Here is a 21,293-nt window from a genome sequence, read left to right on the forward strand (position 1 = left end):
ACGGACCGGATCAGCGGCTTTACGCGCTGGGAACCCATGCGCTCGCGGCCACGAGCAAGGAGAGCGTGTCCGCTGTGATGCCGACGACGGCGTCTCGGAGTCGAACGTCGGGATCACGCGCCCACGCGCTCGTCTGCAGGATCAGCAGCATCCCGGCCAGCAGGACGAACCCGGCCCGGAACCACTCCCCCTGCGTGGACAGCCACACAGCCACGGCCACGTTGATGGCGATGGCGCCAGACCGGATGCCTGTACGACGGCGCAGTCTCGCGACTTGCTCGACGGTCAAGGTCGCCGCGAGCTGCTCTTCCAGCTGCGTGACGCGCTTCTGCTCCGCCTCCGCGGTCAACCTTGCCTCGTCCCAAGCTGCGTGAGCCCGGTCGCGTTCCTGTTCCGCTGCGAGGCGTCGTTCGTCGACCGCCGCTCGCTCGTCGTCGTTGAGCCGTCCGACGTGCGCCGTTGCCTCCCGCATGCGCTCCGCGCGTCGGCGCAGGACCTCGGACAGGATGTCGTCGGCCGTCTCCGTGGCCTTCTCCATCGCCCGCTCAACGCTCGGCATCTGCGCGACACGCACGTCGGTCGCACCCCCCTCTCCGGCCAACGACCGCGCGAGTTGGGCAGCCACAGAAGGCGGGTAGCGGACGGTGACGCGCTCGGCGATGTCGCGCGTCATCATGCGGCTGGCCGCTGCCGTCAGAGCAGCGGCCTCTGGAACAGGACGAATCCGGGCCAGCAGCAGGGTGAGGGTGCCGGGCGGGACCGCGAGGGGTACTCCGCAGGCTTCCGGATTCAGGGCCTCGTATGCGGGCGAGAGCCGGCGGTCATGCGTGACCACGAACAACCCTGGCCACGCCGTCCCCTTGTTCTCCCGACGGAACCGGCGTCGGTGCCGCATGGCCATCGCCAGAGTATGCGCATCCCGCCCGATGGCCTCCGCCCCGCGGCCACCCCCGGTGTCCGTGATGACCTGTGCCAGCGCTGCACGGCACCTTTCCACCTGTTCGTAATCCGAGTTCCCATGTGGCCGCACAGTCACGCCGCGGTTCCGCAGACGCTCAGCCAGCCCGGTCGTGTAGGCCTCGAAGTCGCTCCAGCTTGAGACGACCCCTTCCGTGCGCAGCTGTGCGTAGGCGACCAGCATGGAGTCCTCGCCGGCGAGCGCGATGAACGCTGACCGCTGGTCGGGGTCATCGAGGATGTCCTTGAGGTCACTCGCCTGCGTGCGCCGGGCCTGCACGAGTCCGCTCAGCTCATCGAGGTAGTGCTGTAGGACGAGCACATTGACACCCGCGTCGCGGGCTGCGTCCACCATCTGCTCCAGCGGACCGCGCACCGCCTGACCGCTCAGGAGCTGTACGAGGATCGGGGTGTCGAGTACGGCGGACTGACCGTCAAGGAGGCCCACGCGCCGCTGCTCCTGCGCCACGTCCAGTCGCGCCAGGTTGGCGTGCAGCAGCGAGGACGTCGAGAGGGTGGTGACGACTTCCTCGCCGAACGGGTCCGTCGGGTCGAGAGCTGCGAGCGCGGCCGCCCGCAGGAACTCCGCGACGTCCTCGTCGGCGCCCCGGTCGATGACCCGGAAGATGGCGGACGAGTCCACCGCTGCCGGCTTCAGCGCTGTGGGCGACCCCATCTCGACGGCGCCGACATACGCTCGCTCGCCGGCGCGGATTCCGGCGTCCAGGGCGGCGGTAAGCCGAGCCACCCACAGCTGCGCCTCGGCCTCACTGCACGGTCGGAAGTCACGCTGCGCCCGACGGCACATGTCCACGAGGGCGCGGCGACGAATGCCCTCGACCCACTGCCGAGCGACGTCAGCCTCGTCGCGGCCGGCATCGTCAAGATGCCAGACCTCCCCTACGAGGCCGTCCGCCCGGTGCACCAGACGCTGGTCACCGGATTGAGCGACGGTCAGCGCCTCAAGTACGTCGCCTCGCGTGATGTCGGCGGCCGGCCAGGCCGCCCGCACCGCGGCCACGAGAGCGTCCGTCTCCTGGCTACCCCGTGCCAGGACCTCGACGATCGTCGAGAGCAGAAGGTCCAGACGTGTCGCGTGGCGCGTCCCATTCAGCAGGACATGCGCAGCGGCGGCGTCATCCAGGACGTCCTGACCCGCATCCCCTGCAGGCAGCCCTTCGAGAGTCGGCTGCAAGAAGTTCCCCGCTTTTCTATTTCGCCTGGGCATGGCACGCCACCGGCCCAGCCCCTCGAAGGAACCGGGCCGGTGGACAAGCCGTACTAGCCGGGGAAATGTCGCGCTGACCGAATCCGGGACATTGCTGACCGAAGTCGGGACATTGCTGTCCGATTCAGCAGGACACTTCCTGGCCGTTCACATCAGCTGCAGCCGCTGGTGGAGCCGCAGCCCTCGCAGACGTAGCAGCTGCCGGCCGGGCGCATCTTCGTGCCGCAGGTCATGCACAGCGGCGCGTCGGTGGCGGTGCCGGTGACCAGCTCGAGCAGCTCGGCCGAGGAGTGGGCCTCCTTGATGGACGGCTTCTCGGCCGGGGCCGGTGCCTGCGTGGGTGCCGAGCCGCGCAGCGCCTCGAGGTCGACCTCCTCGACCTCCTCCACGGTGTCGGTGCTGGCCGACGTGCCGTAGCCGGAGACCTGGGCGGCCCGCTCGGCGGCGGTGAAGATGCCGAGGTTGGCCCGCTTCTCGACCGGCAGGTGGTCCAGCGCCAGCCGGCGGAAGATGTAGTCCATCACCGACTGGGCGATCCGGATGTCCGGGTCGTCGGTCATGCCGGCCGGCTCGAAGCGCATGTTGGTGAACTTGGAGATGTAGGTCTCCAACGGCACACCGTGCTGCAGCGCGATCGAGATCCCGATCGAGAAGGCGTCCATCACACCGGCCAGGGTCGAGCCCTGCTTGCCGAGCTTGAGGAACACCTCGCCCAGGCTGCCGTCCTCGTACATCCCGGCGGTCATGTACCCCTCGGCGCCGGCGACGCTGAACGAGGTGGTGAGGCTGGTGCGCTTCTTCGGCAGCCGCTTGCGCACCGGGTGCGAGAGGGCAGCGGTGGCGGCCGGCGCGACCGCGGCGACCTTCGTGGCAGCGTCGTCACGGGTCTTCTTGGCGTTGCCGTCGGACAGCGGCTGGCCGACCTTGCAGTTGTCCCGGTAGATGGCCAGCGCCTTGAGCCCGTACTTCCAGCCCTGGAAGTAGATGTTCTCCACGTCCTCGACGGTCGCCGACTCCGGCATGTTGACCGTCTTGCTGATCGCGCCGGAGATGAACGGCTGCACCGCGGCCATCATGCGCACGTGGCCCATCGGGGAGATGGACCGCTCGCCCATCGCGCAGTCGAAGACCTCGTAGTGCTCCGGGCGCAGGCTCGGCGCGTCGACGACGTGACCGTGCTCGGCGATGTACTCGACGATCGCCTCGACCTGCTCGTCCTGGTAGCCGAGGCTCTTCAGCGCCCGCGGCACCGTCTGGTTGACGATCTGCATGGAACCGCCGCCGACCAGCTTCTTGAACTTGACCAGCGAGAAGTCCGGCTCGATGCCGGTCGTGTCGCAGTCCATCATGAAGCCGATGGTGCCGGTGGGCGCGAGCACCGAGGCCTGGGCGTTGCGCCAGCCGTGCTCGGCGCCGATCGCCAGGCACTCCTGCCACTGCTCGGTGGCGGCCTTGAGCACGTCGGCATCGTCGGCGCCGACGGGACGGATCGCGTCGTTGGCGGCGGCGTGCTTGCGCATGACCCGGGCGTGCGCGTCGGCGTTGCGGGCGTAACCGTCGTAGGCACCCACCACCCCGGCCAGCTCGGCCGAGCGACGGTACGCCGTGCCGGTCATCAGCGAGGTGATCGCCGCGGCCAGCGACTGGCCGCCGCGGGAGTCGTAGGCGTGCCCGGTGGCCATGAGCAGGGCACCCAGGTTGGCGTAACCGATGCCCAGCTGGCGGTAGGCCCGCGTGGTGTCACCGATCGGGTCGGTGGGGAAGTCGGCGAAGCAGATGGAGATGTCCATCGCGGTGATGACGATCTCGACGGACCGGGTGAAGGTCTTGGCGTCGAACGTGCCGTCGGGGCGCAGGAACTTCATGAGGTTCAGCGACGCCAGGTTGCACGAGCTGTTGTCCAGGCTCATGTACTCCGAGCACGGGTTGGACGCGTTGATCCGGCCGGTCTCGGGGTTGGTGTGCCAGTCGTTGATGATGTCGTCGTACTGGATGCCCGGGTCGGCGCACTCCCAGGCCGCCGTGGTGACCTTGCGGAACAGCGCGCGGGCGTCCACGGTCTCGATGACCGAGCCGTCGGAGCGGGCCCGCAGCCCGAAGGGCGTGCCCTCCTCGACCGCGCGCATGAACTCCTCGTTGACCCGCACCGAGTTGTTGGCGTTCTGGTACTGGACGCTGGTGATGTCCCGGCCGCCGAGGTCCATGTCGTAGCCGGCGTCACGCAGCGCGCGGATCTTGTCCTCCTCACGCGCCTTGGTCTCGACGAACTCCTCGATGTCGGGGTGGTCGATGTCCAGCACGACCATCTTCGCCGCGCGACGGGTGGCGCCACCGGACTTGATGGTGCCGGCGGAGGCGTCGGCGCCGCGCATGAACGACACCGGGCCCGACGCGGTGCCACCGGAGGAGAGCAGCTCCTTGGAGGAGCGGATGCGGGAGAGGTTGAGGCCGGCACCCGAGCCGCCCTTGAAGATCAGGCCCTCCTCGCGGTACCAGTTCAGGATCGAGTCCATCGTGTCGTCGACGGCGAGGATGAAGCAGGCGCTGACCTGCTGCGGCGACGACGTCCCGACGTTGAACCACACGGGTGAGTTGAAGCTGAACACCTGGTGCAGCAGCATCCAGGTGAGCTCGTGCTCGAAGACCTCGGCGTCGCCCTCGGAGGCGAAGTAGTCGTGCTCGCGCCCGGCCGCCGTGTAGGTCAGCACGACCCGGTCGATGAGCTGACGCAGGCTGGTCTCGCGCTGCGGGGTGCCGACCGCGCCCCGGAAGTACTTGGTGGTGACGATGTTGGTGGCGTTGATGCTCCACTCGGCCGGGAACTCGACCCCGCGCTGCTCGAAGTTGATCGAGCCGTCCCGCCAGTTGGTCATGACGACGTCGCGGCGCTCCCAGACGACCTCGTCGTAGGGGTGCACGCCCGCGGTCGTGAAGACGCGCTTGACCTTGAGGCCCTTGCCCCGGGTCGGCGCCTTGGCGGCGCGGCGGGGGCGGGAGGTGGACAGGCGGTCGGCGGTCTCGGTCATCGTGTGGGTGTCCCCCTGGATTGCTGGACGGCTGGGAAGGCGGCGGGTGCCGGAGCCGGTGGTGCTGGTCTCGCCGGTGGTGCTGGTCTAGCCGGTGGTACCGACAGTCCGGCCGGCTGCGCTGCCGGTCGGCGTCGACGTGTCGTGGTGGGAGGGCGGGTGTTCGGGCCCGGGCGCGGCAGCGGGGGCGCCGTCCTGGGCGGCGACGTGCGCGACCGGGGCGCGGGAGCGGCCCGCGCGCAGCTCGGCGATCTCCCGCTCGAAGTCGGCGACCGAGGAGAACGAGCGGTAGACGCTGGCGAAGCGCAGGTAGGCGACCTCGTCCAGCTCCCGCAGCGGGCCGAGGATCGCCAGGCCCACCTCGTTGGCCGGCACCTCCGCCGAGCCGGTCGCCCGGATGGCGTCCTCCACGGTCGCGGCGAGCTTGGCGAGCTGGTCCTCGTCGACCGGGCGGCCCTGGCAGGCGCGGCGCACACCGGCGACGACCTTGGACCGGTTGAAGGGCTCGGTCACGCCGCTGCGCTTGACCACCGCCAACACGGCCTCCTCGACGGTGGTGAACCGCCGGCCGCAGCTGGGGCAGGAACGGCGACGGCGGGTGCTCGCACCGTCGTCGATCTCCCGGGAGTCGACCACCCGACTGTCCGGGTTGTGGCAGAAGGGACAGCGCATCGTGGTCGACCTCCTTCCGGGGTTCGGGGCACCGGTCGCTGTGGACCGGGTGGGGGACATCCGGTGGATGGCCCGGGGATGACGTGTGGAGGGCCTGTGGACGGCTTACAGGTGTGTAACTACTAGATGTTGTGGTGAGCGTAGCCCGGAACCCCTACGGGTGCACAACCCCTGGAGGTCACGATCTCGTGCGTGTCGCACCCACCGCCGTGCCGGGAGAGCCGTCGGCGGCCACCGGACGGCCCCCCGGACCGCCCGGGAGCACGCCGGCGGGCCCGTCGGCAGGCGTTCCGGCGACGTCGACCCCGGCCTCGGACCCACCCCCGGGCCCGGATCCCGGCAGCGGAGGCCGGGTGACGGCGGCCGGACCGCCGGCCGCCGCCCGCCGCCGCTCGTGCCGCAGTGCGCGCCCCCCGGCCCGGTACCAGTCGGCCATGAGCACGACCACCAGCAGACCCTCGAGGACAGCCGAGCCGTAGCTGAGCAGCAGGGCACCGGCGCGGACGGCGTCCGGGTCGCCGAGCAGCCCGGTGTCGGCGCGGGCGTAGACCAGCCGGGCCAGCACGTCGTGCCCGGCGGCGACCACCAGCAGCAGCACCACCCGGGTCGCGACCGGCGGGCGGCCGGGGACCGGGTCGACGCCGACCAGCACCCAGGCGACGAGCAGACCCGCGGCGACCATGTGCCCGTGCACCGCGGCGTGCAGCAGCGGGTGGTCGTGCAGCGACGCGTACGCCGAGGTCAGGTACAGCGGGTAGAGCGGCGCGACCGCCAGCACGGCGACCACGGCCGGGCGGGTGAGCGACCGCGCCCACCGCCCGTGCAGCATGCGGAGCAGGAGTCGGCGGGGTGCCGGCGGCAGCGTGCGCAGCGCGAGGGTGACCGGCGCCGCCCGGGACAGCAGCAGCGGGGCGGCCATGGTGAGCAGCAGGTGCTGGAGCACGTGACCCGGGAACTGCCCGGCGGCTGCGGTGGCCGGCGGCGACAGCGCGGCCGCGGCACACGCCAGCCCGGCGGACCAGGCGGCCGGCCGGCCCACCGGCCAGCGCGCTCCCCGGCCGGCGAGCCGGGCGCACCCCGTCCCGTAGAGCACCAGGGGCAGCAGCAGCACCAGCGCCGGGAGCACCCAGCCCGCGGCAGCGGTGACGTGGCCGGCCGGGTGAGCCGCGTGCGTACCCGCGCCGCGGTCGGCAGCCACCGACGCGACGTCCGGCCAGGACGCCAGGTGCAGCGGGACCCGGTCACCGTCGAGGGCGGACCAGCCGAGGGTCGGGCTCACGACGGCAGGCGCCCGGTGGCCGTGGCGCCGCCCACCGGTGACCCCCCACCGGCGGACCCGCCGGCGCCACGGCCGCGGGCACGCCGCAGCAGGAGCAGCCCGACCAGCACCGCGACCGCTCCGGGAGCGTTCCAGGCCAGGTCGTAGGGCAGCAGGTCGACGCCGTAACGCACCTGGTGCAGCCGGAGCAGCTTGTGCTGGACCAGCCCGTCGTAGAGCTGGAACCCGCCGGCGCCCAGCAGCCCACCAGCCCACACCCGCAGCGGCACGGTCGCGTGCCGGCGCTGCAGGTCGGCGAACAGGAAGAGCCCGACCACCGTGGCCGTCCAGCCACCGGCGTGCAGCAGGCCGTCGGACACCAGCCCGGCGTCGGTCGTGGACCGGTCGTAGAAGTGGTGCCAGTGCAGCAGCTGGTGGAAGACCACCTCGTCCACGAAGGCGGCCACGCCGACCCCGACGAGCAGGCCCGCGAGCAGCGAGCGACCGGACATGAGCACCTCCTGGACCCACCGGCCGCCGGACGGCGGCGCGGACCCGCGACGTACCCGGCCCGCCGCCGGGGACACCGCACCGGCGCCGGGAGCCCTGGTCAGGGCAGCCGGAGAACCTGGCCGGGGACCAGCCCGGCCCCGTCGAGGTCGTTGAGCTGCTGGATCGCGTGGACGACGGCGCGCGGGTCGTCCTGCGGCGCGTGGCCGACCGCGATGGACCACAGCGTGTCCCCCGGGCGCACCACCACGCGGCTCTCGCCGGCCAGCACCATCCCAGGACCCGAGGGCACCGCGTCGGCCACCACCGGGGCAGCCAGCACCCCGAGGCCGAGCGCGCCGGTGACCCCGAGGACGGCGACCAGCCGCCGGCCCCGCCGGGTCAGGCGCACCGGGCCCGGCGCGACCGCCGGGCCACCGCCCGCCGGCGGGCGGCAGCCGCCGCGGACCGGCCGCCGGCCGGCCGTGGCGGGCAGCCCGACCGGGCGGCCGCCCGGGCGCACCGCGTCGCGTCGGACGGGCGGCGCCCAGCCCGGCAGCTCGGGGGCGGCGGGCGCCCCGGGGGGCGCCGCGACGCGGGGGCCGCGGCACGGGGCCCTGCGGGACCTGCCGGTGTCGGTGCTGGTCATGTCGTCGCTCCTGCCGTCTCGGTCGGCGCCCCTCGAACGGGTGTTCGATCGACGCGACGAGGGATGTCTACCCCATGCCGCCGACAGGATCGAGCCGACACGGGTGTTCCTTCGAACACCTGTTTGAACTACACGGGTGTAACGCGCTACCGTCTGTGCAGATCGCGACGGCCGGGCACCCGCCGGACCGCCGGGCGTCGTCCGGCCGCCGCCCGGGCACGCCGCCGGGCGTCGCGACGGACGGGCTGTGGGAGCGACGGACGGCTGTGGGGACACGGTCAGCGAGGAGGACAGGTGGCTGCCGACAGGCCGACATCAGCAGACGAGGGCACCCCGCGCCGCCGCGCCCGCCGCGCCGCCGCCGGCGAGGCGGCCGCGGCCGCCGAGGCGGAGCCGGCCGCGGCGACCGTCCGGGAGTTCCCGGAGCGCGGGGAGGCCGGGGACGGGCTCACCCAGCGTCAGCGCCGGGTGCTCGAGTTCATCCACGACTCGATCGAGCGACGCGGCTACCCGCCCTCGGTCCGGGAGATCGGCGAGGCCGTCGGGCTGTCCTCGGCGTCGTCGGTGGCCCACCAGCTGTCGGTGCTGCAGAAGAAGGGCTGGCTGCGCCGCGACCCGAACCGGCCCCGCGCGCTGGACGTGCGGCTGCCGGGCGACGGGTCCACCGCGGCCGAGCCAGCAGCAGCCGGGCCGGCCGCGTCCGGCGCCGGGGCCGAGCAGCCGTCCACGCCGGCACCCACCTACGTCCCGGTGGTCGGCCGGATCGCCGCCGGTGGGCCGGTGCTGGCCGAGCAGGCCGTGGAGGACGTCTTCCCGCTGCCCCGCGAGCTGGTCGGCGAGGGCACGCTGTTCCTGCTCCGGGTCACCGGTGACTCGATGGTCGAGGCCGCGATCTGCGACGGCGACTGGGTCGTCATCCGCCAGCAGGCCAGTGCCGAGAACGGCGAGATCGTCGCCGCGATGATCGACGGCGAGGCCACGGTGAAGACCTACAAGCGCCGGGACGGGCACGTGTGGCTGATGCCGCACAACCCGGCCTTCTCCCCCATCCCGGGCGACGACGCCACGGTGCTCGGCCGGGTCGTCACGGTGCTGCGGCGGCTCTGAGCCCCGCGCCCACCCCGGCCCCCGCACGCGCCCGCCCCGGTCCCCGCCCCCACGCGGACCCGGGCGGGCGCGCAGCGGTTCAGTACCGGCCGCGCAGCCGGCTGACCAGCCACAGCAGCACGGTCGCGAGCACCGCAGCCGCCAGTGCGGCCACGCCCCAGGACACGCCGCTGGTCGGCCCCGCCGCCGCCGTCGCCTCGTCGGCGGCACTGGCCGCGGCGAGCGGCTCCAGCGTCCCGGTCCAGGGCAGCACGGTCACCGCGCCCGGCAACCCCTCCCCCGCGACGACCAGGTCCCGGCTGTTCGCGGCGAAGGTGATCGCCTCGCCCTGGGGCGCCGGCGGCAGCGCGACCCGGGTCGGCTCACCGGCCAGCGCGCCGGCCACGTCGGAGCCGGTCAGCGGCCACACGTAGGCATCGGTGTAGGTGCGCAGCGCCAGCAGGCCCCCGTCCGGCGCCACGGCACCGCCGGTGACCATCAGCTGTCCCGCACGGCCGACCGGGCCGCCCGGTGTGCCGGTCAGCGTGAGGGCGACGGTGGCCACCTGCCGCATCGGCACCGTGCCGCCGTCCACCAGGGCTCCGGCCGGGGTGTAGACGCCGCTGACGCCCAGGACCTCCTTGGTCACCACGTACGGGGTGCCGTCGGGTGCCAGCAGCAGGGCCTCGGCGTCGTGCGGCCCGTCGGGGTAGGTCAGCCGGGTGAGCGTGGTGCTGCCGTCCGGGCGGAGCAGGATCAGCGCGACGGTGGGCCGGTCGGTGCCGTTGTCCCCGACGTCGGCGAACCAGACCGTCCCGTCCGGGGCCACCGCGATGTCCTCCGGGTCGTACGGGTCGACCGGGGCGGTGCGCACGTCGACCACCGAGCAGCTCCGGTCCAGCGTGGACACCGAGAGCTGGTCGCCACCGTCGTCCGCGACGAGCAGGGTGTCCACCCCGGCGACCATGCCGGAGACCTCGGGCAGCGAGGGGTCGGTCAGCTGGCAGAGGTCGACGGCGGGCCCGTAGCCGGGTCCGGCCGCCGCGGCCGGACCCGCGCCGGTCAGGGCGAGCACCGCCAGCACCGGCAGCAGCCGGCGCACGCGCACGGCCGGCCGGCGGTCAGGCCGGCCGGTCGTCCTGGGCAGTGGTGCGGGCACCCGTCCAGCGTCGCAGGAGCACCTGGTCCAGGCCGTGCACCACGCCCAGCAGCACGATGCCCACCGCTGCCCCCACCACCGCATCGGTGACCCAGTGGAAGTCCAGCGCCACCATGGCCACACCAGCCACGCCCGGCCCGACCACGGCCAGCCCACGGAAGGCCCGCTGCAGCCGGACGTCCAGGCCGAACTCCACCGCCTGCCACCGCGCCACCCCCCACATCAGGACGGCGTTGGCGACGTGCCCCGAGGGGTAGGAGCTGCCGTCCCGGTGGAAGAACGAGCCCGGGTAGGCCGGCGCGGTGCGCCCGGTGCCGTACTTGAAGCCGTACACCACGACGGTGAGCAGCAGCAGCGCGAGCAGCACCCGGGCCACCGGCACCAGCGTGCGCCGGCGCCAGGCCAGCCAGCCGACCAGCGCGGCCAGCACCACGAGGATCACGCCCCGCCCGCCGACGAGGGTGAACAGCCACACCGACCGGTAGACCACCTCGTCGCCGACCCCGCCGCCGGGCTGCGAGCGCAGACCCCAGTCGCTGACGATCTCGGAGACCCGGAGGTCCATCCGCTCCAGCCGGCCGCGGCTCAGCAGGTCCACGGTGACGACCACGGTGAGCAGCAGCGCGGCGAGCACGGTCCACCGGCCCGGGCGGCCGGTGGAGGGCGCCGGCGCCTCGTCCGCCGACGGCCGGCGGATCGTCCCGGTCACCCCGACCCCTCCCGCCGTCCTGCTGGTCACGCTGGTCATGCCGAACGGTACCGGGGCCGTGATCAGTTCGTGACCAGGCAGACCCGTCCGGGGGACGCCACCCGACCGGTACCGGACGTGCGACGGCGCCGTGGCAGCGGACTGCCACGGCGCCGTCGGGCCGTGCGGGACGGGGCGGGTCAGGCCACCGGGGCGGTGAAGCCGTCCAGCAGCGCGGCCAGCGACCCGTCCACCCGGGCGACCAGCCGGGTGCCGGTGGCCACGTGCTCCTCGCTCAGCACCTCGCCGTCCCGGTGCACCCGGGCCACCAGGTCGCCCCGGTCGTAGGGCACCAGCACGTCGACGTCGACCTCCGGGTGCGGCAGCCGGGCGGCCACCACCTGGCGCAGCTCGTCGATGCCCTCGCCGGTGCGGGCGGACACCCAGACCGCGCCGGGCAGGGCGCGGCGCAGGGTGATCACGTCGTCCGGGCTCATCGCGTCGACCTTGTTGACCACGATCAGCTCCGGCACGGCGGCGGCGTCGATCTCACCGAGCACGACGCGGACGGCGTCGATCTGGCCCAGCGGGTCGGCGTCGGAGCCGTCGACGATGTGCAGCAGCAGGTCGGCGGCGGCCACCTCCTCCAGCGTGGAGCGGAACGCGTCGACCAGCTGGTGCGGCAGGTGCCGCACGAAGCCGACGGTGTCGGTGAGGGTGTAGTCCCGGCCGTCGGGCGTCTCGGCCCGGCGCACCGTCGGGTCCAGGGTGGCGAACAGCGCGTCCTGGACCAGCACCCCGGCCCCGGTGAGCTGGTTGAGCAGGCTGGACTTGCCGGCGTTGGTGTAGCCGGCGATCGCCACGCTGGGCACCGCGTTGCGGTCCCTGCTGCTGCGCTGGGTGGCCCGCGCGGTGGACATGCCGGCGATCTCCCGGCGCAGCTTGCTGACCCGGGCCCGGATGCGACGACGGTCGGTCTCGATCTTCGTCTCACCCGGACCGCGGGTGCCGATGCCGCCACCGCCGGCGACGCGCCCACCGGCCTGCCGGGACAGCGACTCACCCCAGCCACGCAGGCGCGGCAGCATGTACTGCATCTGCGCCAGCTCGACCTGGGCCTTGCCCTCCCGGCTGCTGGCGTGCTGGGCGAAGATGTCCAGGATCAGCGCCGTCCGGTCGACGACCTTCACCTTGAGGATCTTCTCCAGCTGGTTGAGCTGGCCCGGGGTCAGCTCACCGTCGCAGATCACCGTGTCCGCCCCGGTGGCGGCGACGATCTCGCGGATCTCTGCGGCCTTGCCCGAGCCCACGTAGGTGCCGGCGTCCGGCTTGTCCCGGCGCTGCATCACCCCGTCCAGCACCTCGGAGCCGGCCGTCTCGGCCAGTGCCGCGAGCTCGGCGAGGGATCGTTCGGCATCGGCCTGGGTGCCCTCGGTCCACACCCCGACCAGGACCACCCGCTCCAGGCGGAGCTGGCGGTACTCGACCTCGGTGACGTCGGTGAGCTCGGTGGAGAGCCCCGCCACGCGGCGGAGCGCACCGCGCTCCTCCAGGTCGTAGGACCCGGTGCTGTCGTCGGGCAGCGGCCGGAGGGACTCACCGTGGTCGGGCCGGGCGGGCTCGGACACGGCCAGCGAGCGGGCGGCCTTGTCGGCCCGGTCGGCGGCGGCATCGAGGACTGCGCGGTTCTGTGCTGTCGTCATCGTCTCCCAGCGTGACATGCCCCGTCGTCCGGGGCACCTGACTTCCTGCTCTCTCCAACCCCGGACGGCCCGCGGATCATCCCTCCGGGTGCATGCCGACGTAGACCGACCACCGCTCGCCGCCGGGGTCCGACGGCGCCCGGGCGTACTCGTCGAGCAGGCCGTGCAGGCGCTCGCGGAACTCCGCCAGCCGCTCCGAGGACAGCCGCAGGCCCAGCCGGGTGCTCTCCAGCCGCTGCTCCCCCACCACCGCGACCTCCTCCAGGAAGGTGCGCAGCAGCAGGTCGTGGTCCAGCGCGGGCCGGTCGCCCCACTCCAGGTCCCAGCTCAGGCCGGTCGCCAGGTAGGGCACCTCCCGGGCTCCCCGGGTGCCGCGCCGGGCCGGCTGGGCGGCGAGGAAGCCGTGCTCGGTGAGGGTGCGCACGTGGTGCAGCACGGTGGCCGGGTCACGGCCGAGGCGCCCGGCGATCTCCTTGTTGGTCAGCGGCTCGTCCAGGCACAGCCGCAGGATCCGCAGCCGGACCGTGGACGCCAGCGCCCGGGCCTCGGCGTCGGTGGCCGGGCGGCGCCGACGGCCCGGGGTGGGCACGCCGGGACCGGTCGGGCCGTCGCTCGGCGGCGCAGTCTCGGTCACGCGCACACCCTAGGACGACGCGCCGACAAAGCGATTGACACTCCCCAATCACTCAGTGACGCTGCCCTGGTGACCACTCCCCCCGCCAGCCTGTGGCGGCACCGCGACTTCCGGCAGCTGTGGGCCGCCGAGACCGTGAGCCAGGTCGGCACGCAGATCACCCAGTTGGCGTTGCCCGTCCTGGCGGTGACCTTCCTGGCCGCGTCGCCGCTGGAGATGGGCGTGCTCACCGCGCTGGAGACGGCGGCGTTCCTGCTCGTGGGGCTGCCCGCCGGCGCCTGGGTCGACCGCTGGCGGCGCAAGCGGGTGCTGGTGACGGGCGACCTCGTGCGGGCCGTGGCGCTGGCGTCGCTGCCGCTGGCCTACCTGCTCGACGCGCTCACCCTCGGCCAGCTCTTCGTCGTCGCCGCGGTCACCGGCACCGCGACGGTGTTCTTCGACGTCGCCTACCAGAGCTACCTGCCGGCGCTGGTCGCGCGGGACCAGATCGTCGACGGCAACGGCAAGCTCGAGGCGAGCCGCAGCGTGGCGTACGTGGCCGGGCCCGGGGTCACCGGCGTGCTGCTGCGCGTGGTGAGCGCTCCGCTGCTCGTGCTCGTGGACGCGCTGTCCTTCGTCGTCTCGGCGTTCTTCGTCTCCCGGATCCGCACGCCGGACGTCGTGCCCGACCGGGCCACCCGCCGTCCACTGCGCGAGGAGATCGCCGAGGGGCTGCGCTTCGTCGTCGGGCACCCGCTGCTGCGGCGGATCGTGGCGTGCACCGGGCTCGGCAACCTGTTCGGCACCATCACGACCACGCTGCTCGTCCTCTTCGCGCTGCGGGAGCTGGGTCTGTCGGCGTCGGTGCTCGGCTTGGTGTTCTCCGCCGGTTCGGTGGGCGGCATCGTCGGCGCGGTCACCGCGGCGCGCTTCGCCCGATGGGTGGGCGAGGGCCGCGCGATCCCCGTGTCCGCGGTGGTCTGGGCGGTCTTCGCCGTGTGCACCCCGCTCGCCGCCCTGGGCGCGCCGGAGGTCCTGCTCGCGGTGGGCACCTTCGGCGCCAGCTGGGCTGTCGTCGTCTACAACGTCACCCAGGTCAGCTTCCGGCAGCGGCTGTGCCCGCCGGCGCTGCTGGGCCGGATGAACGCCTCGGTCCGGTTCATCGTCTACGGCACCATGCCGCTGGGCGGCCTGCTCGGCGGCGTGCTCGGCACCGCCATCGGCATCGTGCCGACCCTGTGGGTGGCAGTGGCCGGGACGGTGCTCGCCGCCCTGCCGGTGCTGCTCAGCCCACTCCTCCACATGCGCGACCTCCCCGACGAGCTGGACGCGACGACCGGGCCGCCGGTTGCCCGGCAGGTGGACGGGTAGGCGAACGGTCCACCCGAGCGACGGAGGACGCTGTGAGCGAGCACGAGCAGATCGACGACCCCGGTGCCGACCCTGCCGGCCTGGACCCGCCGCGCAACATCTTCAGCGGGGGCGGTGGTGGTGGGGCCGACCAGGACACCGGTCAGGGCCGCCCGCGGGGCAACGGCAACGTGGGTCCCGGTGACGCACCGGAGGACCCGACCGACCCGCCCACCATCGGCGACGGCCACCGGGACGACTGAGCCCCGGCCCGGCAGACCGCGGCTCAGCCGGCGAGCCACTCCGCGGTCAGCGTGCCCTCGGCCACCAGCACGGCCGGGCCGCCCAGCACCGTGCCGCCCGGGTCGACGTCCACGGTGAGCCGGCCGCCCGGGACGTCGACGGTCACCGTGCCGGCGTCCCGGCCGGCCGCGGCGAGCACCGTGTGGGCCGCCGCGCACGCGCCGGTGCCACAGGAGCGGGTCTCCCCCACCCCGCGCTCGACGACGCGCATGCGGGCGTGGGGGTCGCCGCCGGGCAGCACGTTGACCAGCTCCACGTTGACGCCCTCGGGGAACAGCCCGGCGTCCACGGCGGGGGTGCCGGTGAGGTCCAGCCCGGACACCGGGACGTCGGTCAGGCACACCAGGTGCGGGTTGCCCATCGAGACGGCCGTGCCGGTGAACCGGGCACCGCCGATCGTGGCGCTGCCGTGGCCGAACGGGCGGGCCGGGCCCATGTCCACCCGGTAGCCGCCGCCGGGGGCCGAGCCCACCCGGCGCAGGCCGCCGCGGGTCCCGACGGCCACACCGGCGGCGGCCGCGGCCGGGTCCAGCAGGCCCTCGGCCAGCAGCGCGTGCAGGTACAGCCGGATGCCGTTGCCGCACATCTCGGCGTACGAGCCGTCGGCGTTGCGGTGGTCCATGAACCACTCGCCGGCGTCCAGGTCGGCGCCGAGCACGCCGGCGGCGTCGGGCACGTGCCGGCTGCGCACCAGCCGCAGCACGCCGTCCCCGCCCAGCCCGGCGCGCCGGTCGCAGAGCCGGCGGACGAGGGCGTCGTCCAGCCGGTCGGCGGGCCAGACCGTGCCGTCGGGGTCGGGCAGCAGCACGAAGTCGTTGCCGGTGCCGTGGCCCTGCAGCACCCTCTCCCCGCTCATGCCCCGATCCTACGGTCGGTGATCACCGCGCCGACGGCGTCGAGCAGGTCGGGGCGGGCCGCGTCGAACCAGTGCACGCCTGGGTCCCGCCGGAACCACGACCGCTGGCGCCGGACGAACCGCCGGGTGGTGGACACGGTGCGCTCGCGGGCCTCCGCGGCGGACAGCTCGCCGTCCAGCTGCTGCAGCACCTGGGCGTAGCCCAGCGCCCGGGAGGCGGTCGGGCCCTCCCGCAGGCCCTCGGCTGCCAGCCGCTGCACCTCGGTGACGAACCCGGCCGCCCACATGGCGTCCACCCGGGTGGCCACCCGCGCGTCGAGCTCGGCGGGCTCCCGGTCCAGCCCGATCGACACCGCGGGGTAGTGCGGCCGCGGCTGCGGCAGCGAGGCGATGAACGGCCGGCCGGTGATCTCCACGACCTCCAGCGCCCGCACCAGCCGCCGCCCGTTGCTGGGCAGCACGGCGGCGGCCGCCGCCGGGTCGACCAGCGCCAGCCGTCGGTGCAGCTCGTCCGGGCCCACCGTGGCCAGCTCGGCGGTCAGCCGGGCACGCACGGCCGGGTCGGTGGCCGGGAAGTCCAGCTCGTCGAGCACCGCCCGCACGTAGAGCCCGGACCCGCCGACCAGCAGCGGGACGACGCCGGCGGCGCGCAACCGGTCCACCTCCGCGCGGGCCGCGTCCCGGTAGACCGCCACCGCCGCCGGCTCCCGCACGTCCCAGAGGTCCAGCAGGTGGTGCGGCACGCCCTGCCGCTCGACCAGGTCGGGCTTGGCGGTGCCGATGTCCATGCCCCGGTACAGCTGCATGGAGTCGGCGTTGACCACCTCGCCGCCGAGACGCTGCGCCAGCGCCACGGTGAGCGCCGTCTTGCCGGTGGCGGTCGGGCCGACCACGGCGACCACCGGCGGCAGGCCGTCGGCTGCGGGCGCCGTCACGCCGTCACCGCTGCCGCCAGGTGGCCACCAGGTAGCCCACCCCGAACGGCGCCTCGTCGTGGAGCAGCTCGCCGGCCAGGGCGCGGCCGGCCAGGGCCGCGCCCACCGCCCGCCAGGCCGGCACGCCGGCGGCCAGCAACCGCTCGCCCTGCCCCGGGTCCAGCGCGGCCAGCGCCGCGGCGTCGCCGTCGGCCAGCGCCCGGGCCACGGCGGCGTCGAACGGCGCGGCGGCCGGGTCGAGGGCGCCGGGTGCCTTCTCGCTGCGCCGGGCGCTGCCGTCACCCATCACCAGCACGCCGAGCCGCCCGGTGAGCTCGGCCAGCACCGCCGGCAGGTCGGCCGCGGCCACCCCGACCCGCGGGCCCCGGTGCCCGGCGTCGTCCAGCAGCCAGGCGCCGATCGTGTGGGCCGGCGGCAGCCGCCGCCCGTCCGGGTGCGCCGGTCCGGAGAAGGGCACCGTCAGGTCCACGCCGTGGCCGCGCAGGTCACCGGCGTCCCCGGCGCCGTAGCGCACCCCGGCCGGGCCGTCGCCCACCACCAGCAGCACGGCCGGGTCCTGCGCCGTCACCGCGGTGACGGCCGCGCGGCAGGCGGCCCGCAGCGCCACGGTCTCCGCGGCCGCGGTCCCCGCCACCGCCGGCAGCAGCAGCGGCGGCTGCGGGCAGAAGGCCACCGTGACCGGTCCGGCGCCGCTCTCACCGGCGCGGACACCGTCCGGGGCGGCCCGGCGGGCGGGAGACGCGGTGGCTGCGGACTCGGTGCCGGCCGGGGGCTGAGGGGGTGCAGGACTCACGCGGGGCAGTGTCGTCCATGACGCGTGGGAGACTCCCCACCGTGTCGAGCACGGAGAACAACGCAGACCGAGCGCAGCAGACCCGGGATCCGGAGGTGCCCGAGCAGGCACCCCCGGCGGTGACCCCTGAGGCGGTCGCCCCGCAGGCCCCCGGGGTGGGCGGCGCGGGCGCCGCACCGACCGGCGCCCCGGAGGGGTCGGCACCCCAGGTCGAGGTGTCCACCGCGGTCACCCAGGACGCCGGCACGCCCGCCGCCCCCGCCCCTGCGGACGCCGTCCTGGCCGACCCCACCGCCCCGGGCCCCGCGCAGGACACCGGCCTGCTGACCACCGACGCCGACCCGTCCGCCGCTGCGGCCGGCGCCGGCGCCCCGGCACGGGTGCCGGCCACGGCCCCCGCGGACACCCCGGCCGCCGAGATCGACGGCGCCGGGCTGGACGTCGCCGACGCCCCCACCGCCCCGGTCGCCGCGCCCACCACCGACCCCGCCACCGACCCCACTGCCCCGGTCGACCCCGCTGCTGCAGCCGACCCGGTCGTGCCCGACGCCGCCGCGTCCACCCCGGGCCGGGCCGTGCCGCGCGGGCGGGGCCGGCGTGGCCCGGGCCGGGCACCGGCACCGGCGCCCGTCGTCCCCAGCGCGCCGCCGTCGGACCCCACCCTGTGGGGCCGGGTCGACGAGGACGGCACCGTCTACGTGCGCACCGCGCAGGGCGAGCGGTCCGTCGGATCGTGGCAGGCCGGCGAGCCCGCCGAGGGCCTGGCGCACTACGGCCGCCGCTACGACGACCTGGCCACCGAGGTGCTGCTGCTGGAGGCCCGCCTGGGCGCGCACCAGGGCAACCCGAACGAGCTCAAGGCCAAGGCGCAGGCCCTGGTCGACGGCCTGCCCACCGCCACCGCCGTCGGTGACCTGGACAGCCTGATGGCGCGGGCCGAGGCGATCATCGCCGTCGCCGACGACGCGGTCGCCGCCAACAAGGCGGAGAAGGCGGCGGCCCGCACCGCCGCCATCGCCCGCAAGGAGGCCCTCGCCGCCGAGGCCGAGCAGATCGGCGCGGAGTCCACGCAGTGGAAGGCGTCGGGCGACCGGCTCAAGGCGATCGTCGAGGAGTGGAAGACGATCAAGGGCATCGACCGCAAGACCGACGAGGCGCTGTGGACGCGCTTCGCGGCCGCGCGGGACGCCTTCGGTCGCCGGCGGGGCGCGCACTTCGCCGCCCTCGACGTGGCCCGCGGCGAGTCGCGCGCGGCCAAGAAGGAGCTCATCGCCGAGGCCGAGCGGCTCTCCACCTCCACCGAGTGGGGCCCGACCAGCGCGGCGATGCGCGCACTGATGGACCGCTGGAAGGCCGTGCCGCGCACCGGCCGGGACACCGACGACGACCTGTGGAAGCAGTTCCGCGCCGCCCAGGACGTCTTCTTCGCCGCCCGCACCGCGCAGGACAAGCAGCGCGACACCGAGCACCAGGCCAATCAGCAGGCCAAGGAGGCCGTGCTCGCCGAGGCGGAGGCGCTGGACCCCTCGAACAAGGGCGCCCAGAACACGCTGCGCCAGCTGCAGGAGCGCTACGACGCGATCGGGCACGTGCCGCGCGAGTCGATGCGAGCCCTGGAGGACCGGATGCAGGCCGTGGAGGAGAAGTTCCGCGGCACCGCCGACACCGCCCGCGCCCGGGTGGTGCCGGAGAACCCGATGCTCACCCAGATGCGGGCCGCCGTCGCCAAGGCCGAGGACCAGCTGGCCAAGGCACAGGCCGCCGGGAACGCCAAGCGGATCACCGAGGCCGAGGGCGCCCTGGCCACCCGCCGCGAGTGGCTGGCCGAGGCGGAGAAGGCAGCCGGCAGCCGCCGCTGACCCGCGCACGACCGAGGGCCCCGTCCACCCGGACGGGGCCCTCGGTCGGCCAGGCGGCCCGGTCGTGCGCCGGTACGACCGGGGACGGTCCGGTCAGGCGGGGGCGCAGGCCGGGGCCGGGGCGGCGGGCTCGGCCGCCGGGACGCCGACCCGCGGGATGCCCAGCAGGACACCCGGCGTGGTCGGCCGGACGCCGGCCTCGGAGGCGTCCCCGGCCCGGGTGCGCCGGTGGGACAGCAGCGGCCCGTCGGCGATGAGGTGGTGCGGGGCCGCCTGGGTCACCACGGTCTCCACCACGTCGCCGGGGCGGACCCCGGGCGCGGCCGTGACGTGCACCAGCCGCCCGTCGCGCGAGCGGCCGGACAGCCGGCCGCGGGCGGCGTCCTTGCTGCCCTCCCCGGCAGCGACCAGCAACTCGACCGGCGTGCCGACCAGCGCGCGGTTCTCCGACCAGCTGATCTCGTCCTGCAGTGCGGTGAGCCGCAGGTAGCGCTCCTGCACGACCTCCTTGGGCAGCTGGCCGTCCATCTCGGCGGCCGGCGTCCCGGGGCGCTGGGAGTACTGGAACGTGAAGGCACCGGCGAACCGTGCCTCGGCCACCACGTCCAGGGTCTGGGCGAAGTCCGCCTCGGTCTCCCCCGGGAACCCCACGATGACGTCGGTGGTGATCGCGGCGTCCGGCATGGCGGCCCGGACCCGCTCGATGATCCCGAGGTAGCGCTCGCGCCGGTAGGAGCGGCGCATGCGGCGCAGCACGTCGTCCGAGCCGGACTGCAGGGGCATGTGCAGCTGGTGGCAGACCGCCGGGGTCTCGGCCATCGCGGCGATCACGTCGTCGGTGAAGTCGCGGGGGTGCGGGCTGGTGAACCTGACCCGCTCCAGGCCCTCGATCCGGCCCGTGGCGCGCAGCAGGTCGGCGAAGGCACCCCGGTCGCCGAACTCGACGCCGTAGCTGTTCACGTTCTGCCCGAGCAGGGTCACCTCCAGCACGCCCTGGTCGACCAGGGCCTGCACCTCGGCCAGCACGTCACCGGGACGGCGGTCGGCCTCGGTGCCGCGCAGCGACGGCACGATGCAGAACGTGCAGCTGTTGTTGCAGCCCACGCTGATCGACACCCAGCCGGCGTAGGCGGAGTCCCGCTTGGCCGGCAGCGAGCTCGGGAAGACCTCCAGGGCCTCCTTGATCTCCACCTGGGCCTCGTCGTTGTGCCGCGCGCGCTCCAGCAGCGCCGGCAGCGAGCCCACGTTGTGCGTGCCGAACACGACGTCCACCCAGGGAGCGCGCCGGACGATCTCGCTGCGGTCCTTCTGCGCCAGGCAGCCGCCCACCGCGATCTGCATGCCGGGGTGGCCGGCCTTGACCGGGCGCAGGTGACCGAGGTTGCCGTAGAGCCGGTTGTCGGCGTTCTCCCGCACCGCGCAGGTGTTCAGCACGACCACGTCAGGCTCGTCGTGCTCGCCGGCGGCGGTGTAGCCGGCCTCCTCCAGCAGCCCGGACAGGCGCTCGGAGTCGTGCACGTTCATCTGGCAGCCGTAGGTGCGCACCCGGTAGGTGCGGGGGGCCGGCGGGGAGGGAGGGGCGCTCGTCATGACGGGTCGAGGGTACGGCGCCCGGGCACCCGCACGACCGGGCCGCCGCGACGACGAGACCTGCCAACCGCACACAGCG

General features: G+C 74.6%; 18 protein-coding genes. 4 read left to right on the top strand and 14 right to left on the bottom strand.

What is annotated here, in order from left to right; translation table 11 throughout:
- Positions 1-19 precede the first annotated feature (19 nt).
- The 6 genes from G1H19_RS19365 to G1H19_RS19390 form a co-directional block, all read right to left on the bottom strand.
- Positions 20-2,185, bottom strand: coding sequence for a hypothetical protein (locus G1H19_RS19365; protein WP_163638861.1), 2,166 nt, complete (start codon positions 2,183-2,185; stop codon positions 20-22).
- A gap of 152 nt (positions 2,186-2,337) precedes the next feature.
- On the bottom strand, positions 2,338-5,211 hold the full coding sequence (locus G1H19_RS19370) for a vitamin B12-dependent ribonucleotide reductase (RefSeq protein ID WP_152727267.1): 2,874 nt from the start codon (positions 5,209-5,211) through the stop codon (positions 2,338-2,340).
- An 87-nt stretch (positions 5,212-5,298) separates the two neighbouring features.
- The gene (nrdR, locus tag G1H19_RS19375; protein WP_152727266.1) at positions 5,299-5,883 is read right to left on the bottom strand and encodes a transcriptional regulator NrdR; all 585 of its coding nucleotides are present in this window, start codon (positions 5,881-5,883) and stop codon (positions 5,299-5,301) included.
- A 178-nt stretch (positions 5,884-6,061) separates the two neighbouring features.
- A complete protein-coding gene (locus tag G1H19_RS19380; RefSeq protein ID WP_162392393.1) occupies positions 6,062-7,162 on the bottom strand; it encodes a cytochrome c oxidase assembly protein in 1,101 nt (366 codons plus the stop codon).
- A complete protein-coding gene (locus G1H19_RS19385) occupies positions 7,159-7,653 on the bottom strand; it encodes a DUF2243 domain-containing protein (protein ID WP_152727264.1) in 495 nt (164 codons plus the stop codon). The genes G1H19_RS19380 and G1H19_RS19385 overlap by 4 nt, the downstream gene beginning before the upstream one ends.
- A gap of 98 nt (positions 7,654-7,751) precedes the next feature.
- On the bottom strand, positions 7,752-8,279 hold the full coding sequence (locus G1H19_RS19390; protein ID WP_152727263.1) for a LysM peptidoglycan-binding domain-containing protein: 528 nt from the start codon (positions 8,277-8,279) through the stop codon (positions 7,752-7,754).
- Between the two features lie 294 nt (positions 8,280-8,573).
- Here G1H19_RS19390 and lexA point away from each other — a divergent pair, with 294 nt between their 5' ends.
- Positions 8,574-9,386, top strand: coding sequence for a transcriptional repressor LexA (lexA, locus tag G1H19_RS19395; protein WP_162393662.1), 813 nt, complete (start codon positions 8,574-8,576; stop codon positions 9,384-9,386).
- A gap of 79 nt (positions 9,387-9,465) precedes the next feature.
- Here lexA and G1H19_RS19400 read toward each other — a convergent pair whose 3' ends face one another.
- The 4 genes from G1H19_RS19400 to G1H19_RS19415 form a co-directional block, all read right to left on the bottom strand.
- Positions 9,466-10,524: a hypothetical protein gene (locus G1H19_RS19400; protein WP_152727262.1), complete on the bottom strand. Its 1,059-nt coding sequence runs from the start codon at positions 10,522-10,524 to the stop codon at positions 9,466-9,468.
- Entirely contained in the window at positions 10,487-11,272 is a 786-nt protein-coding gene (locus G1H19_RS19405) for a phosphatase PAP2 family protein (protein ID WP_152727261.1), read from the bottom strand. The genes G1H19_RS19400 and G1H19_RS19405 overlap by 38 nt, the downstream gene beginning before the upstream one ends.
- 140 nt (positions 11,273-11,412) lie before the next feature.
- Positions 11,413-12,915, bottom strand: coding sequence for a GTPase HflX (gene hflX / locus G1H19_RS19410; RefSeq protein WP_152727260.1), 1,503 nt, complete (start codon positions 12,913-12,915; stop codon positions 11,413-11,415).
- 76 nt (positions 12,916-12,991) lie between these two features.
- On the bottom strand, positions 12,992-13,549 hold the full coding sequence (locus G1H19_RS19415) for an ArsR/SmtB family transcription factor (RefSeq protein WP_235928474.1): 558 nt from the start codon (positions 13,547-13,549) through the stop codon (positions 12,992-12,994).
- Between the two features lie 69 nt (positions 13,550-13,618).
- Between G1H19_RS19415 and G1H19_RS19420 the strand changes: the two genes are divergently transcribed.
- Both G1H19_RS19420 and G1H19_RS19425 read left to right on the top strand, forming a co-directional pair.
- A complete protein-coding gene (locus tag G1H19_RS19420; protein WP_162393661.1) occupies positions 13,619-14,899 on the top strand; it encodes an MFS transporter in 1,281 nt (426 codons plus the stop codon).
- Positions 14,900-14,931: 32 nt separating this feature from the next.
- Complete coding sequence (locus G1H19_RS19425; RefSeq protein ID WP_152727259.1) at positions 14,932-15,141, top strand: hypothetical protein; 210 nt, start codon at positions 14,932-14,934, stop codon at positions 15,139-15,141.
- 23 nt (positions 15,142-15,164) lie between these two features.
- Here G1H19_RS19425 and dapF read toward each other — a convergent pair whose 3' ends face one another.
- Genes dapF through G1H19_RS19440 form a run of 3 tightly spaced genes read right to left on the bottom strand, consistent with a single transcriptional unit; the run spans position 15,165 to position 17,765 of the window.
- Positions 15,165-16,037 carry a diaminopimelate epimerase gene (dapF, locus tag G1H19_RS19430; protein WP_152727258.1) on the bottom strand — a complete coding sequence of 291 codons (873 nt, stop codon included), beginning with the start codon at positions 16,035-16,037 and terminating at the stop codon, positions 15,165-15,167.
- Entirely contained in the window at positions 16,034-16,972 is a 939-nt protein-coding gene (gene miaA, locus G1H19_RS19435; protein WP_162393660.1) for a tRNA (adenosine(37)-N6)-dimethylallyltransferase MiaA, read from the bottom strand. Before miaA ends, dapF begins: the two co-directional genes overlap by 4 nt.
- A 4-nt stretch (positions 16,973-16,976) precedes the next feature.
- The gene (locus G1H19_RS19440; RefSeq protein WP_235928473.1) at positions 16,977-17,765 is read right to left on the bottom strand and encodes a class III extradiol ring-cleavage dioxygenase family protein; all 789 of its coding nucleotides are present in this window, start codon (positions 17,763-17,765) and stop codon (positions 16,977-16,979) included.
- 41 nt (positions 17,766-17,806) lie between these two features.
- On the opposite strand from G1H19_RS19440, the gene G1H19_RS19445 reads away from it, so the two are divergent.
- The gene (locus G1H19_RS19445) at positions 17,807-19,624 is read left to right on the top strand and encodes a DUF349 domain-containing protein (protein WP_235928471.1); all 1,818 of its coding nucleotides are present in this window, start codon (positions 17,807-17,809) and stop codon (positions 19,622-19,624) included.
- A gap of 93 nt (positions 19,625-19,717) precedes the next feature.
- On the opposite strand, the gene miaB is transcribed toward G1H19_RS19445, so the two are convergent.
- Complete coding sequence (gene miaB / locus G1H19_RS19450; protein ID WP_152727256.1) at positions 19,718-21,214, bottom strand: tRNA (N6-isopentenyl adenosine(37)-C2)-methylthiotransferase MiaB; 1,497 nt, start codon at positions 21,212-21,214, stop codon at positions 19,718-19,720.
- Positions 21,215-21,293 lie beyond the last annotated feature (79 nt).

The sequence above is a fragment of the Goekera deserti genome (assembly GCF_010685995.1).
In the GTDB taxonomy this organism is placed as follows: Bacteria; Actinomycetota; Actinomycetes; order Mycobacteriales; family Geodermatophilaceae; genus Goekera; species Goekera deserti.